Source organism: Geodermatophilus sp. SYSU D01105, from assembly GCF_054050095.1.
Genome location: NZ_JBJGYR010000025.1, coordinates 1 through 14,995 on the forward strand (window position 1 = coordinate 1; position 14,995 = coordinate 14,995).

The 14,995-nt window shown below is 75.8% G+C and carries 12 protein-coding genes; 3 read left to right on the forward strand and 9 right to left on the reverse strand.

Annotated features, from left to right (window positions below; translation table 11 throughout):
- Positions 1–190: 190 nt before the first annotated feature.
- Positions 191–1,651, reverse strand: coding sequence for a benzaldehyde dehydrogenase (locus ACI79I_RS20410; RefSeq protein WP_456994143.1), 1,461 nt, complete (start codon positions 1,649–1,651; stop codon positions 191–193).
- 277 nt (positions 1,652–1,928) lie between these two features.
- Between ACI79I_RS20410 and ACI79I_RS20415 the strand changes: the two genes are divergently transcribed.
- Positions 1,929–3,686 carry a ScyD/ScyE family protein gene (locus ACI79I_RS20415; protein ID WP_456994144.1) on the forward strand — a complete coding sequence of 586 codons (1,758 nt, stop codon included), beginning with the start codon at positions 1,929–1,931 and terminating at the stop codon, positions 3,684–3,686.
- 72 nt (positions 3,687–3,758) lie between these two features.
- Here the strand turns inward: ACI79I_RS20415 and pcaC are convergent, their stop codons facing one another.
- From pcaC to pcaH, 5 genes are read right to left on the reverse strand one after another with little or no spacing between them, the layout of a single operon-like run.
- Positions 3,759–4,157 carry a 4-carboxymuconolactone decarboxylase gene (gene pcaC / locus ACI79I_RS20420; protein ID WP_456994145.1) on the reverse strand — a complete coding sequence of 133 codons (399 nt, stop codon included), beginning with the start codon at positions 4,155–4,157 and terminating at the stop codon, positions 3,759–3,761.
- Complete coding sequence (gene pcaD, locus ACI79I_RS20425) at positions 4,154–4,927, reverse strand: 3-oxoadipate enol-lactonase (RefSeq protein WP_456994146.1); 774 nt, start codon at positions 4,925–4,927, stop codon at positions 4,154–4,156. Before pcaD ends, pcaC begins: the two co-directional genes overlap by 4 nt.
- Entirely contained in the window at positions 4,924–6,252 is a 1,329-nt protein-coding gene (pcaB, locus tag ACI79I_RS20430) for a 3-carboxy-cis,cis-muconate cycloisomerase (RefSeq protein WP_456994147.1), read from the reverse strand. The genes pcaD and pcaB overlap by 4 nt, the downstream gene beginning before the upstream one ends.
- Before the next feature lie 38 nt (positions 6,253–6,290).
- Complete coding sequence (gene pcaG, locus ACI79I_RS20435) at positions 6,291–6,953, reverse strand: protocatechuate 3,4-dioxygenase subunit alpha (RefSeq protein WP_456994148.1); 663 nt, start codon at positions 6,951–6,953, stop codon at positions 6,291–6,293.
- Positions 6,950–7,696, reverse strand: coding sequence for a protocatechuate 3,4-dioxygenase subunit beta (gene pcaH / locus ACI79I_RS20440; protein WP_456994149.1), 747 nt, complete (start codon positions 7,694–7,696; stop codon positions 6,950–6,952). Before pcaH ends, pcaG begins: the two co-directional genes overlap by 4 nt.
- A 69-nt stretch (positions 7,697–7,765) precedes the next feature.
- Between pcaH and ACI79I_RS20445 the strand changes: the two genes are divergently transcribed.
- Both ACI79I_RS20445 and ACI79I_RS20450 read left to right on the forward strand, forming a co-directional pair.
- Positions 7,766–8,542: an IclR family transcriptional regulator gene (locus ACI79I_RS20445; RefSeq protein WP_456994150.1), complete on the forward strand. Its 777-nt coding sequence runs from the start codon at positions 7,766–7,768 to the stop codon at positions 8,540–8,542.
- A 50-nt stretch (positions 8,543–8,592) separates the two neighbouring features.
- A complete protein-coding gene (locus tag ACI79I_RS20450) occupies positions 8,593–9,762 on the forward strand; it encodes a 4-hydroxybenzoate 3-monooxygenase (protein WP_456994151.1) in 1,170 nt (389 codons plus the stop codon).
- Positions 9,763–9,888: 126 nt separating this feature from the next.
- Here ACI79I_RS20450 and ACI79I_RS20455 read toward each other — a convergent pair whose 3' ends face one another.
- The 3 genes from ACI79I_RS20455 to ACI79I_RS20465 all read right to left on the reverse strand — a co-directional run bounded on the left by ACI79I_RS20455 (position 9,889) and on the right by ACI79I_RS20465 (position 14,949).
- Entirely contained in the window at positions 9,889–13,275 is a 3,387-nt protein-coding gene (locus ACI79I_RS20455; RefSeq protein ID WP_456994152.1) for a hypothetical protein, read from the reverse strand.
- A 424-nt stretch (positions 13,276–13,699) separates the two neighbouring features.
- Positions 13,700–14,527, reverse strand: a complete 828-nt coding sequence (locus ACI79I_RS20460) for a hypothetical protein (RefSeq protein WP_456994153.1) — start codon at positions 14,525–14,527, stop codon at positions 13,700–13,702.
- A 68-nt stretch (positions 14,528–14,595) separates the two neighbouring features.
- Entirely contained in the window at positions 14,596–14,949 is a 354-nt protein-coding gene (locus tag ACI79I_RS20465; RefSeq protein ID WP_456994154.1) for a TFIIB-type zinc ribbon-containing protein, read from the reverse strand.
- Positions 14,950–14,995: the final 46 nt, after the last annotated feature.

Consider the following 14,995-nt stretch of genomic DNA (forward strand, 5'->3'; position numbering starts at 1 on the left):
CCGGCCGGGTTCACCCTCGTCGAGACCGCTCCCGGCCTGACCCCCGACGAGGTCGCCCAGGCCACCGGCGCGCCCCTGACCATCCCCGACCACGTCCCCGAGATGACACTGCCCGCCACCGTCTGAGGTCCGCCGCCACGCGTGGGGACCCCCTGGCCGGCCGGCCAGGGGGTCCTCACGCGTCGGGGGATCAGAAGGGGTAGGCGGGCAGGTCGCCGCGCAGGGTGACCCACTGCGTCTCGGTGAACGCCTCGATGTTGGCCTGCGGGCCGCCGTGCCGGGAGCCGGTGCCCGAGGCGCCGACGCCGCCGAAGGGGGCGACCGCCTCGTCGTTGACCGTCTGGTCGTTGATGTGCACCAGGCCCGACGGGATCCGCTCGGCCAGTTCCAGGCCGGCGTAGACGTCGCGGGTCAGGATGCCCAGGCTCAGCCCGTACTCGGTGCCTGCGGCGAGCGCGGCCACCTCGTCCAGGGACGAGAACGGGGTCACCGGGGCGACCGGGCCGAAGATCTCCTCGGCGTAGGCCGGGGCGTCGACCGGGACGTCGGCGAGCACGGTCGGCCGGTAGAACAGCCGCTCGAAGGTGCCGCCCGTGCTGACCGTGGCGCCGGCGTCCACCGACGCGGTCACCAGGCTGTGCACCCGGTCGCGCTGGCCGGCGTCGATCAGCGGCCCGAGCGCCACCTGCTCGCGGAACGGGTCGCCCACCGGGAGCTTCTCCACCTTCTCGGCCAGCACGGCGGTGTACTCCTCGGCGATCGACTCGTGCACCAGGTGCCGGGACGTCGCCATGCAGATCTGACCGGAGTGGGAGAAGGTCCCCCAGGCGCCGACCGAGGCGGCGGCGGCCACGTCGACGTCCGGGAGCACGATGAGCGCCGAGTTCCCGCCCAGCTCCAGGTGCGCCCGCTTGAGGTGCTGCCCGGCCAGCGAGCCGACGGCGCGGCCGGCCTTCGTGGAACCGGTGAAGGCGATGATCCGCACGGCGGGCTCGACGACCAGCGCCTCGCCGACGTCGGCACCGCCGGGCAGCACCTGGAAGACGCCGGCCGGCAGCCCGGCCGCCTCGAACACCCGTGCGAACACCGCACCGCCGCAGATCGCGGTGCGCGGGTCGGGCTTGAGGATCACCGCGTTGCCCAGCGCCAGCGCCGGCGCGATCGCCCGGATGGCCAGGATGGTCGGCACGTTGAACGGCGCGATCACGCCGACGACGCCGGCCGGCACCCGGCGGGCGAAGGACAGCCGCGGTGCGCCGGTGCGCAGCAGCTCGCCGTAGGGGTGCGACGGCAGCGCCGCGGCCTCGTAGCACTCGGCGGCGCTGGTGTGGACCTGGAAGTCGCCGAACGGGCCGATCGCACCGGACTCGCGGGACAGCCAGCCCTTGAGCTCCTCGGCGTTGGCCTCGAGCAGCTCACCGGCGCGGCGCAGCACCCGCGCCCGCTCCGCGAAGGGCAGCGCCGCCCACGCGCGCTGGGCCGCGACGGCCCGGTCCGCGGCGGTGTGCACGTCCTCCGGCGTCGCCTTCCCCACCGCGCCGATCACGTCGCCGGTGGCCGGCTCCACCGCGTCGTAGGTGCCGCCCGAGCCGTCGGTCCAGGCCCCCGTCCAGACCTTCCCCTGCCACGCGCCGTCGTCCAGCAGTGCCATCCCACGCCTCCGTTCCCGGCCGCCCGTCTGCGGCCCGACCACCGAGGCTACCGATGGGTAACGGACACTCCCGAGTGGCCCGCCCCTGACCCAGCGTGCGGGGCGCGCCGCGACACCCCCAGTGACGGACCCGTCCGTCCCCACGGTTGGGGGCACCGGATCGGGTGAACGCGGAACTAGCTTCGGGTCCCGTCGCGGCCGCCTCCGGCCGCCCGCCCCGGCTCCCCGAGGCCGGGGTCGACCGACCACCGCCGATCCCCCGCGAGCGGAGACCCCCATGCGCAGGACCATCATCGCCGCCGGCTCGTTCGCGCTCCTGCTGGGCAGCGCGACCGCGGCCACCGCCGCCCCACCCGGGAGCGACCCGGTCGACCACGTCGTCGTCGCCGGCGACCTGGACAACCCCCGCCAGCTCTCCTGGTCCGGCCGCACGCTGCTGGTCGCCGAGAGCGGCCAGGGTGGGACGGACTGTGCGCCGGCCCCGGCCGAGGCGCCCCCCGCCGAGGCGCCCGCCGCCGACACCCCGGCGACCACGGACGACACCACCGTCGCCGACGACACCGCTCCCGCCGGGGACGACGGCACCGCCGACCAGGGCTCCGGCGACACCCCGGTCGCCCCGGACACCCCTGCAGACGACACCACCAGCGACACGACCGCGGACGACGCGACCACCGCCCCTGCTGACACCGCCTCCACCGACGACGCCGCCACCGCGGCCGCCACCGAGGTCTGCGAGGGCCCGACCGGCGCCATCGCCGGGATCGAGCGGCCCGGCCGGGTCGAGGACGGCGAGGCCGAGACCCTCGTCGAGGGCCTCTACTCGGTGGAGAGCCCCGAGGGGTCCGTCGGCCCGGCCGGGGTGGCCGCCACCGACCGGGACGACGTCCTGCTGATCGCCGAGGGGGAACTCAGCCCCGACGCCCTGGCCCCCGACACCGACGACGCGGCGGCCGCGACGCAGGAGCACCTGCTCGTCAGCGACGACGGCGAGGTCCGCCCGTGGGTCGACCTCGGGCAGGCCGAGAGCGACCAGGACCCCGACGGCAACGGCGTCGCCGACAGCAACCCGAACGCGGTCCTCTTCGTCGACCCGGAGGACGGGGACGGCGACGGTGACGGGGACGACGGCGGCCGGGACGACGGCGACGACCGGTACGCGCTGGTCGCCGACGCCGGCGCCAACGCGGTGTGGAAGGTGACCGCCGACTTCGACGACCTGCGGGACGACGAGCTGCCCGACCACGAGGTGAGCGTCTTCGCCGCATTCCCCGCCGAGGACGGCGAGCCGCAGTTCGTGCCCAGCGCCCTCGCGCAGGACGCCGACGGCAACGTCTACGTCGGCGGCGTCGGGGGCGGGCTGGCGCCCGGCGGTGCCGAGGTCGTGCGCCTCGACGCCGACGGCGAGGAGACCGGCCGGTGGAGCGGCTTCACCGCGATCAACGGCATCGCGGTCGCCCCGGACGGCGAGCACGTCTACGTCTCGCAGGTCTTCGGCAGCGAGGGGCCGGCGGGTGGCGGCACCGGCTCGGTGGTCCGGTTCGAGACCGAGGACTCCGACGACGCGACCTACGTCGAGGCCGACGTCCCGTTCCCGGCCGGCCTGGCGCTGGGCGGCAACGGCGCGGTATACGTCGCGGCCTACAGCCTCTCCCCCGCCGACGCCGACGACCCGGCCACCGAGGACGTGGAAGGTGGCCAGGTGTGGCGCTTCACCTTCCCCGAGGACGCCGAGGAGCAGCTGCTGCCGGTGGTGGACGTGGCGACCGAGCCCGCCCCCGCGGACGACGGCGCCGTCGACCCGGCTCCGGCCGACGACGGCACGACCGCGCCGGCTCCGGCCGACGACGGCACGGTGCTCCCGGACGACGGCACGGTGCTCCCGGACGACGACGGGACCCCCGACCAGGGCAGCGGCGACGTCCTCGTCCCCGCCGTCCCGGACGACGGCACCCTCGCGCCCGCCGACGGCACCGGGGCCACGGCGGACGACGACGGCACCCTCGACCAGGGGCCGGGCGCCCTCGCTCCCTGACCGGCGCCCTCCAGACCGGCCGTGCGGTGCCGCGGTGTGCCCCCGCCCCGGCACCGCACGGTCACGTCCGCGTCAGGCGCCGCGCAGCTCCTCGAGGATCGGCGCAGCGACCTTGAACGCGTGGTTGGCCGCGGGCACCCCGGCGTAGACCGCGGAGTGCTGGATGACCTCGGCGATCTCCTCGTCGGTCAGCCCGTTGTTCTTCGCCGCGCGCACGTGCAGGGCGAACTCGTCCCAGTGCCGCAGCGCGATGGTGATCGACAGGGTCATCAGGCTGCGGTCCCGCCGGGCCAGGCCCGGCCGCTGCCAGACGTCCCCCCAGGCCACGCGGGTGATGAAGTCCTGGAAGTCGGCGGTGAACGGGGTGGTGTTGGCCACCGCGCGGTCGACCCACGCGTCGCCGAGGACCTGCCGGCGGGTCTGCATCCCCGCCTCGCGGCGGGCGTCGTCGGTGCTGGGCAGCTCGCTCATCGCGGGTCTCCGTCGAGGTGGGCGAGCAGCGCGCCGGTGACCTCCAGCGGCGACTCCAGGTTGGCCAGGTGGGCGCCGGGGCTGACCGACACCAGCTCGGCGCCCGGGATCCCCTCCGCGATCGCCCGCTGGTGGTCCGGCGGCAGCGCGGGGTCCTCGGCTCCGGACACCACCAGCGTCGGGGCGCCGATGCGGCTCAGCTCCTCCCGCAGGTCCAGGTGCGCGACCACCTCGCAGCAGGCGGCGTAGCCCTCGTCGTCCGCGCCGGCGATCATCGCCTCGAGCCGGGCCACCAGGTCCGGGTGCGCGGCCGCGAAGGACGGCGTCAGCCAGCGGCTCACCACGGCCGGCGCCAGCGGGGCGGTGCCGCCGGACCGGGCGGCGGCCGCCCGGTCGAGGAAGCCCTGCGGCTCGGTCTTCGCCGACGTGCACAGCAGGGCGATGCGCCGCACCCGGTCGGGTTCCCGCGCGGCCAGCCGCATCGCGGTCATGCCGCCCAGCGAGAGCCCGGCCACGTGCGCCCGCCGCACACCGAGCCGGTCCAGCAGCGCCACGACGTCGTCCACCAGGTCGTCGAGGCGGTACGGGCCGGCGGGGGCCGGCGAGCTGCCGTGCCCCCGGGTGTCGTAGGTGACCACGCGGAAGCGCTCGGCCAGCGCCGGCACCTGCGGGTCCCACATGGCGCGGGTGGCGCCCAGGGAGTTGGAGAGGACGACGACCGGCGCGTCGCGCGGCCCGTCCTCGGTGTACGAGACCTCGACAGCAGTCACGGCTTCCCTTCGGTCAGTCGGGCGTGTTCGGCGAGCGCGGCGTCCACCTGGGCACCGGCCTCTCCCACCTCCGGGGCCGCTGCGGCCAGGACGGCAGCGGGGTCGACGTCGGTGCGCGCGGCCACCACCTCGGCCAGCGGCCGGCCGGTGTCGCGGGCCTCGCGGACGGCGGCGGCCGCGGTGTCGTGGGCCGGGCCCCTGCCCAGGCTCGGGGCGAGCGCGTCGGCGAGCGCGCCGGCCAGCGGCCCCTCGTTGGCCGCGGCGACGGTCGCGGCCATGCGCGCGACGTCGGGGCGCAGGCCGCACAGGCTCTCGGCCAGCCAGGCCGCGGCCGACCCGACGGTGGTGAGCAGCTCGGTCAGCGAGGGCCACTCGCTGTGCCAGGCACCGGCGGACCGCTCGTGCTCCTGTTCCATCGCGCCGAGCAGGGTGGCGACCAGGCCGGGGGCGCGCCGGGCGCACGCGCGGGCGGAGATGGCCGCGACCGGGTTGCGCTTGTGCGGCATCGCCGACGAGCCGCCGCGCCCCTCCCCCACCTCGGCCACCTCGGCGATCTCGGACTGGGCGAGCAGGACGACGTCGACGGCGACCGTGGCCACCGCGCCGGCGGCGGCCCCGAGGGCGCCGGCCAGGTCGGCGATCGGCAGCCGGACGGTGTGCCACGGGACGGCGGTGGTCACCAGCCCCAGCTCGTCGGCCAGCGCCGCGCGCACAGCGACCCCGGCCCCCTCGCTGGCCGCCAGCGTGCCGACCGCGCCGCCGTACTGCACCGGCAGCGAAGCCACCACCTCGGCCAGGCGCAGCCGCGCCCCGTCGAGCCCGGCCAGCCAGCCGGCCGCCTTCAGGCCGAAGGTCGTGGGCAGGCCCTGCTGCATCAGGGTGCGGCCCATGACCACGTCGTCCCGGTGGGTGCGCGCCAGCCCGGCAGCGGTCTCCGCGGCCGCCGCCAGGTCGGCGTCGATCGCCGCGACCGCGTTGCGGGCGAGCAGCACCAGGGCGGTGTCCAGCACGTCCTGGCTGGTGCCGCCCACGTGGACGGCGACGGCGTCGCGCTCACCCACCGCGTCCTGCACCGCGCGCACCAGCGGCGGGACCGGGTTGCCCGCGTCGGCGGCCTTCGCCACGACGGTGGCCAGGTCCAGCCGGGAGGGGGCGGCGCAGGCGGCGGTGACCGCGTCGGCAGCCGTCGTCGGCACCAGCCCGGAGCGCGCCGCGGCGCGGGCGAGGGCCGCCTCCACGTCGAGCAGCGCCCGGAACCAGGCGTCGTCGGAGACGGCGGCCGCCGCCGCGCCGCGGGCGAACGTGCCGGCGAACAGAGCTGTCACGGCTGTGTTCATACCGTGCGGCTCCACACCCCGGCCGCTCAGACCGCGAAGAAGACCGTCTCCGCGTCGCCCTGCAGGTGCACGTCGAAGGAGTACCCGTCCTCGGTCCGCCGGGCGATCAGGGTCCCCCGCCGGTCCTCGGGCACCGACGCCAGCACGGCGTCCTCGGTGTTGGCCTCGGCCTCGTCCTCGAAGTAGATCCGGGTGACCACCCGGTCGAGCAGGCCGCGGGCGAACACGCTGACGTCGATGTGCGGCGCCTGCAGGCCGCCCTCGCCGTCGGGCAGCCGGCCTGGCTTGAGCGTGTGGAACGCGAACTCGCCGGGCGGGTGGACCGTCTGCACCCGGGCGTAGCCGCGGAAGCCCGGGTAGGACGACGCGCCGCGGGGGTCCTCGGGCGACGGGAAGCCGCCGTTCGGGTCGGCCTGCCAGGTCTCGATCATCGCGTCGGGGACGAGGTCACCGGCGCCGTCGAAGACCCGCCCGCGGATCCAGATGCCGCCCTCGGTGCCCTCAGCGGCGGCCCACGCGCCGTCCGGCCAGGTCAGCCCGATCGCCAGGTAGGGCCCGACCGTCGCGCTCGGCGTGGAGCCCAGCCGCAGCGGCCCGGTGAGGAAGCCGGTGCCGCGCTGCCCCGAGCGCGGCTGGAAGGGCGTGGTGGGGTCCGGCGGGACGTCCAGCGGGTTCACGATCTGGGTCACGCGACATCTCCGTCGTCGTCGGTCTCGAACGGGGTCTGGTCCTGGCCGCGCAGCACGATGTTCCACTCGAAGGCCAGCGCCCAGTTGTCCTGGGTCCGCTCGAGGTCGTACCGGCTGATCGCCCGGTGGCGCGCCGCGGCCGGGATGGCGTTGTAGATCGGGTCCTGCTCGAACAGCGGGTCGCCGGGGAAGTACATCTGGGTGACCAGCCGCTGGGTGAAGGCCCGGCCGAACAGCGAGAAGTGGATGTGCGCCGGCCGCCACGCGTTGTGGTGGTTGCCCCACGGGTAGGCGCCGGGCTTGATCGTCATGAACTCGTACCGGCCCAGGCTGTCGGTGACCACCCGGCCGAGGCCGTCGAAGTGCGGGTCGAGCGGCGCGGGCCAGTTGTCGACGACGTGCCGGTAGCGCCCGGCCGCGTTGGCCTGCCACACCTCGACCAGCGCGTCCGGCACCGGACGGCCGTCGCTGTCGAGCACCCGCCCGTAGACGAGGATCCGCTGGCCCACCGCCTCGCCGCCGTTGCGGTAGGTCAGGTCGGCGTCCTGCGGCAGGACGCGGTCCTCGCCCAGCACCGGACCGGTGACCTCGGTCAGCCGGTGCGGCAGGTCGATCGGCGTCCGCAGGGGTGCGCGCAGGGCGGTGCTCCGGTAGTCAGGGAAGCCGACGGGGGTGCGCACCGTGGCGTCCTCGCGCAGGTAGCGCGGCAGGTGCAGCCGGCTCTCGGATGTGGTCCCGGTCATGCTGGGAAGGTACGGCCGGCGGGCTAGGCTGCCCAAGCCGGGACTTCCGGCCAGTGAAAAGAGGGAGCCGTGGCCGGAGGAGGCGCCACACCGGGGCGCTCGGTCACCTCGCGGGCGCTGGCGGTGCTCGACGCGTTCAGCAGCAGCGCGCCGCACCTCACGCTGTCGGAGATCGCCGAGCGCTCGGGGACGCCGCTGTCGACCACCCACCGGCTGCTCACCGAGCTCACCGACTGGGGGGCGCTGCAGCGGCGGGCCGACGGTCGTTACGAGATCGGCCGCAAGCTGTGGGACCTCGGGCTGCTCGCGCCGGTGCAGCTGGAGCTGCGGCAGGTGGCCGCACCGTTCCTGCTGGACGTGCACACCGCGACCCGCGACACCGTCCACCTCGCCGTCCGGGAGGGGCGCAGCGCGCTCTACGTCGAGCGCATCTCCGGCCGGGAGTCGGTCCCCGTGGTGAGCCAGGTGGGCAGCCGGCTGCCGCTGCACGCCACCGGGGTCGGCAAGGTGCTGCTGGCCAACGCGCCGCACGACGTGGTCGAGGAGGTCCTGCGCTCGCTCACCCGGGAGACCCGGCACACCGTCGTCGACCCCGCGCGACTGCGGCGCGAGCTCGGGGAGGTGCGCCGCCGGGGGTACGCGCGCACCGCCGAGGAGATGTCGCTGGGCACCCTCTCGGTCGCCGTCCCGGTGTCCGCCGAGCGGGCCGGCACGCCCGTGGCCGTGGCGGCCCTGGGTGTGGTGGCACCCAGCCACCGACGGGACCTCGCCCGCCTGGTGCCGGTGCTGGAGGTGGCCGCTCGGGGCATCGGCCGCGAGCTGTCGCGGGCCCAGCGTTTCCACTGAGCGGCAACGTGCGGTTCCCAGGTGCGCGTACCGCCGGTCACACTCGGGCCGTGCGTACTCAGGTGGGGATCATCGGCGCCGGCCCGGCCGGCCTGCTGCTGTCGCGGCTGCTGCAGCTGCAGGGCATCGACTCGGTCGTGCTGGAGAACCGGTCGCGGGAGTACGTGGAGGCCCGCATCCGCGCCGGCATCCTCGAGCAGCACACAGTCGACACGCTCACCGCGGCGGGCGTCGGTGACCGGCTCCAGCGCGAGGGCCTCGAGCACCGCGGCATCTACCTGCAGTACCCCGGCGCCCGCCACAAGCTGGACTTCCCGGAGCTGTGCGGGCGCACGGTCTGGGTGTACGGGCAGACCGAGGTCACCAAGGACCTCATCAAGGCCCAGCTGGACGGCGGCCCGCCGCTGCTGTTCGAGGTGTCCGACGTCCGCCCCGAGGACGTCGACACCGACAGCCCCCGGATCCGGTTCGTCGACGCCGACGGCGCCGAGCAGGTGCTCGAGTGCGACGTCATCGCCGGCACCGACGGCTTCCACGGCGTCTCGCGCCCGGTGGTGCAGGCGGCCGGCGGGCGGGTGTGGGAGCGCACCTACCCCTACGCGTGGCTGGGCATCCTGGCCGACGCCGCGCCGGCGACCGACGAGCTGATCTACGCCTGGCACCCCGACGGCTTCGCGCTCTACTCGATGCGCTCGCCGAAGGTCTCGCGGCTGTACCTGCAGGTCGACCCCACCGAGAAGATCGAGGACTGGTCCGACGACCGGATCTGGGAGGGCCTCGCGACGCGGTTCGCGCACGAGGGCTGGGAGATCAGCACCGGGACGGTGACCGAGAAGTCGATCCTGCCGATGCGCTCGTTCGTGAGCGCCCCGATGCGCCGTGGCCGGCTGTTCCTGGCCGGGGACGCCGCGCACATCGTGCCGCCGACCGGGGCCAAGGGGCTCAACCTCGCCGTCGCCGACGTCACCCTGCTGGCCTCGGCGCTGGTGCGCCTGCTGCAGGAGAAGCAGACCGACCTGGTCGACTCCTACTCCGACCGGGCGCTGGCCCGCGTCTGGCGGTGCACCCACTTCTCCTGGTTCATGACCTCGATGCTGCACCGCTCCGGGGACGACTTCGACGCCGAGCTGCAGCTCTCCCAGCTGCGCCGGATCGCGGCGTCCGAGCCCGCCGCCCGCGAGCTCGCGGAGAACTACACCGGCCTCCCGCTCGAGCTCTGACCCCGGGGGCCCTCCGCCGGTATCGGGAGCGATGCCCCCGTTCCAGCCCCGCAGGAGGTGGGTGTCGCTTCCGATACCGGCGCGGGGTCAGCGGCCCGGCCGGCGTCGCCCGAGGCGGGGCGGACCTCAGAGGAGCCCCAGGGCGAACAGCAGCGCGGTCCCGATCACCCCGGCGCTCACGGCGACCCCGGCCTTGCCGAGGTGGGCGCCGTCGAGGGGGCCGACCGGGAGCAGCACCGACGCACACATGACCAGGGCCGCGACCGCCCAGGCCTGGGGAAGCGGTGCGCGGGTCCAGGCCGACTCGAGGAAGAGCACGAGCGCGACGCCGGCGAGCGTCAACGGCGCGGCGAGGTGCAGCCCGACGTCCCTCCTCGCGGCGTCGGTACCCGCCGCCGTGCCGGCCGCCCGAGCGGCGGTGGCGCGCTCGGCTCCTCCCCCCTCGGGATCGCCGGACTGCCGCTGGCCGGGTTCGGCGGCGTGCTGCTCGACGTCGAGGACCGGGAGGGCCGCCCACGGGTACCCCACCGCACCCGCGACGACCCCGACGACGATGCCCGGCCCCCAGGATCGCTGTCTCGACGCCCTCCGCGTCCGCAGGCCGACCAGGACCCGTGCGCCCATGGCGGTGGTCACCAGGACGAGCACGCCGACGGGGTACAGGACCGTCCCGATCGCAGCCGTGCCGTGGTGCAGGTCCGCGAGGAGGAACGTCAGCAGGGTCGCGGCGATCCCCCACACGGGCGCGCGGGCCGCGCCCACCACGGGCAGCACCTCCAGCCGTCGGGTCACCGGCTCGAGCCACTGGTCGGCGGTCCCCGACGCCCCGCGGTCCGCCGCCCGGGCCAGGCCGAGTCCCACCCCTGCCAGGGCGAGCAGGCCGACCGCTGCCGCGGGTGCGGGACGGTGGAGGTCGGCGAAGGTCCAGGCCGGGGGGAGCGGTTTGGACAGGTCCAGCGCGGTCCGGTACACCCGGCCGTCGATGGTGAGCTCCAGCTGCCGGTCGCGGAGGTCCGGATCGAGTCGGTACGCCGTGCCGAGCGCGTGCTGCGCGGCGACCAGGCGGGTGGGTCCTGACGACGCCTCCAGGACTCCGAGGTTGAACCAGCCGAGGGCGTAGTCCGGGCGAGCTCCGACGGACTGCTGGAACGCACTGCGCGCCTCGGTCGGGCGATCCGAGCGCGCGAGCTGGACACCGAGGTCGTTGGCCGCGGGGTACAGACCCGGGTCGTTCGCGAGAGCTCGCTGGTTGAGCCGTACGGCCTCGGGGACGTCCCCCCGGCGATCGGCGATGAACGCGGCGGTCATCAGGGTGACGGGGTTGTGGGGGTCCTCGCGCAGCGCCTGCTCCACCAGCTCCGAGGCCCGCGCGGTGTGGCCCAGGCCGAGATGGGCGAGCGCCGCGTTGTTGTGCACCACCTCGGGAGCGGGGACGCTGAGCCACCGGTCGAGCCACGACAGCGCCGTCCCGTAGTCCTCCACCGCCGCGTGGAGCCGACCGGTCCGGCGTTCCTCGTCGGCCAGCTGGGCGCTCGCGTGGTAGGAGAGGAGTCCGAAGCCCTCGGTCGCGCCGACCCCCTCGGGGCTGGCCTGGTAGGCGTAGGCGGCGACACCGAAGGCGCTCAGCCTCCGCAGGATCACCTCGGCCTCCGCGGGACGTCCTGCGGCGGTCAGCGACGCCGCGCGATCGAGCTCGGCCTGGGTCACCGCCAGGTCGTCGCGGTACCGCAGGAGGCGTGCGCGCCTGGCGGCGACGGTGAACTCGAGCGCGGCGTCGTCGTAGCGGTGCCGCAGGAAGTCGATCTCGCCGAGACGGAGTACGGGCAGTTCGCTCCCGTCCCCGCGAGCCGCCTCCCACCGGAGGACGAATCGTCGCGCGGCGGCCAGGTCGTCCGCCCAGCGGAGCAGGTTCTGCCAGTCGTCGGCCGCGACGTCGTTCCCGGGGTCCTGCAGGGCCTCGTCACCGGCGACGAGCAGCTCGGCGACCGCCCGCAACCGCGTGGGGTCGACGTCGTCCGGCGCGCAGCCGGAGCCGTCGGGTCGGGAGCCGGCGTTGAGGGTCGACCAGTTCGTCAGCACGGTGGACCCGTGTCCCGCCAGGACCGCGTTGCGCCGCCAGGCCCAGGACGCACAGGCGGCGCGCGTACCCGTGAGGCCGGGCGCGTCCCGGTACTGCGGGATGAACGAGAGGTCCTGCACGTCCCCACCGGCTCCGCCTTCCGGCCAGAGCTGGGAACGCAGCGGCTGGAGCCGGTCGATGCCCAGGGACAGGGCGGGCGTCACGTCCTGGAGCGTGTTGTCCCACGAGCGCTGCGGAACGGGGAGCAGCGCGGGACCGCGCGGGTAGGCCGCGGCGCCCAGGTCGGCCAGTCGTCGGGCGGTGCGCTCGGCGTCGGCGAAGCGGCGCGCTCCCTCCTGGGCCGCGACCAGCACCTCGAGCACCGGACCGGGGGTCGCGTCCGACTCCGCGAGCGGCTCGAGCAGCTCGATCGCGCGCGACGGCTCGCCGAGACCGACGAGAGCCCGGCCGAGACCGGCGGCGGCGTCCTGTCGGCCACCATGGTCGACCGCCCGGTCGTAGGCGGCGACGGCCTGCCGGAAGTAGCGGCGCGCGGTGAACGGCGGGCTCCCGCCGAGGGACATGGCCGCGCTGAGGTAGGCGTCGCCGAGCCCGGTGAGAGCCGCGACGTCGGTGGGATGGCGTTGGACCAGGCGCCGCATCGTCACCACGGCCTCGGCCGTCGGCATCTCCGGCTCCTCGGGGTAGCGCCCCTCCGTGAAGTGCCGCAGCTGCGCCTGGCCGACCAGCCAACCGGGGGTCACGTCGCCGGGACACACCTCCTCGGCGCGGCGCTGCTCGGTGGCGAGCACGGAGGAGTCGCCCGAGGCCGCGTTGGCGAGGATCGAGGCCTCACCGGTGAGGAGCAGGAGGAGGTCGAGCTGCGCCGCGCACCCACCGTGAACACGTGCCCGCTCCAGGACGGCGAAGGCCGCCGGCCCGGCGTTGTCCGCTGGGTGCACACGTTCGTAGTCCAGCGGGGCCTGGGCCGCGAGGACGGTCAGCGCTGCCCCGAGGCTGGTCCAGGCGGGGGCGAGCTCTCGATCGGGGGTGCCGGCGAGCAGCGTCTCGAGGGCGAGGTATCGGTACGGGTACTCGGGGTAGCCCCCCGAGTCCTCGGCGAGCTGGCTGGCGAGCAGTTCGCCCGAGCCGAGCGCGGCGACCAGCGCGTCGGCACGAGCCTGTCCCAGGGCCTCGACCGCGTACGGGCGGACGTCCTCCACCGTCCGGATCTCTGCGTCGACGGACAGCCCCAGCGGAACGTCCTGGCGGCTCGAGTGCCCCGCGGGCACGCCCGCGCCGGTGCTGAACTCCACCGCCAGCCCGGTCGGTCGCTCCGGCCGGTGTCCCAGCAGGGAGCTGAGCGGCGCGAGCCCGAGGACCACCAGCAGGCCGACGGCGACAGCGGTGAGCCGGGCGGCGGTCCCCGACGACCCGCGGCCGGTGGTTCCCACCGCGGAGTCGGGCGCCCGCGGCCGGCCGCGCGGTGCCCGGCCGTCGGTCGGTTCCGGCGGTCGGTCGGCCGGCGCGCGCACCGGCGTGCTGTCGTCCCGTGCACCGCGAGGAGGGTCCGCGAGCCCTGACCGGCGCCGTCTCATCGGGGCCTCCCCGACGCCGCGACCCGGGTCCGGTCACCTGCCGGGGTGTCCCGCCTCATCGCCGCGTGGCCCCCTGGCATCGTCCGATCCGAGTCGATGTGGTGGGTCACGCTGCACGGCGGGCGTCACCGCTCCGTCACGGCACGATCACCCCCACCGCGACCGGGGTCCGCTCGGCCGGACGTCCTGCGCGGACGCCCCGGCCTCCGCCGGTGTCGGGAGCGATGCCCCCGTCCCAGCCCCGCAGGAGGTGGGTGTCGCTCCCGATACCGGCGCGGGGTCAGCGGCCGGCGTCGAGCAGGGTGAGGACGGCGGCCGCGGTACCCGGCGCGAGCGGCAGGTGCGGGAGCACGGCGGGCAGCTCGTCGGGCTCGATCCCCTCCGCCAGCAGCGCGGCGAGCACCCGGGCGGCGTCCCGCGCCCCGACCGGCCCGTCCAGCCCCGCCTCCGCCAGGGCCGCGCGGGCGAGGAACACCGCACCCGAGGCGGCGGGGTCCTCCCGGCGACCCGGCGGCACTGCCGGCACGGCCTCCCGGGTGAGCGTCTCGGCGGCCCGGACCAGCGACAGCGGCAGGCCCTCGGCCTCCACCTCCAGCAGCGGGACGTCGGCCAGCGCGGCCAGCACCGCGTGCTCGGCCTCGGTCCGCAGCGGCGCCTCCCACCCACCGGCCCGGACGACGGCGACCAGGTCGCGGCCGTCCTCCCCGAGGTCGTCGAGCAGCTCGGCCCACTCCGGCCCGCGGGTGGCCCGCGCCCGCTCGGCGGCCAGCACGCAGGTGGCCAGCACGAACGGCTCCACGACCTCGGTGTCGAACCGGTCGGCGTAGACCACGCCGTCGGCGTCGACCGCGTTGAGGGCGTCGCGGAAGCTGCCCGGCCGCGCGTCGCCGAGCTCGAGCCGGCCGTCCTCCTCGCCGCTGAGCGCCTGCCCGCGGGCGAGCCGGTCGCCGTTGGTGCCGCCGGTCTCGACCAGCCGCCCGCGGCGCCGCTCGTGGTGCGGCCGGTCGGAGATGCCGACGCTCCAGGCACAGGTCTCGGCGATGAGTGCCGGCACCCGCTCGCGCAGCACCTCCCGGGTCAGCTGGCCCATCCAGTCCACGTCGAACACGCCCCCGAGGGTGCCCCCGCGGGCCCCGCCGTGCACACGGCCTCGGCCGGACGGCCGTGCACACGGCCTCAGCCGAAGAGGCCGTCCAGGAAGGACTGCTTGCGCTTGCCGCCGTGCCCGGACGACGAGTGCTTCTTCCCCTGCACCTGGTTGAGCACCTCGCCGACGACCGCACCGAGCCCGCCGGTGCCGGCGCCGGCTCCGTAGCCGCCGGAGCTCGCGTGCCCGGGTGTGCCGTGCGCGGCGGCGGTGCCGTGCCCGGACGACGTCCGGCCGTGCCAGTCGTTCTCCGCGTCGATGAGCCGTTCCAGCTCACCCCGGTCGAGGAAGATGCCGCGGCAGTCCGAGCACTGGTCGACGTGCACGCCGTTGCGCTCGTAGGTCCGCATCGCGCCGTGGCACTTCGGGCAGATCAGCTCCATGGCGCGGCAACGACCGGCCCGCCGGGACGGGTTCCCCGTCGGGGCC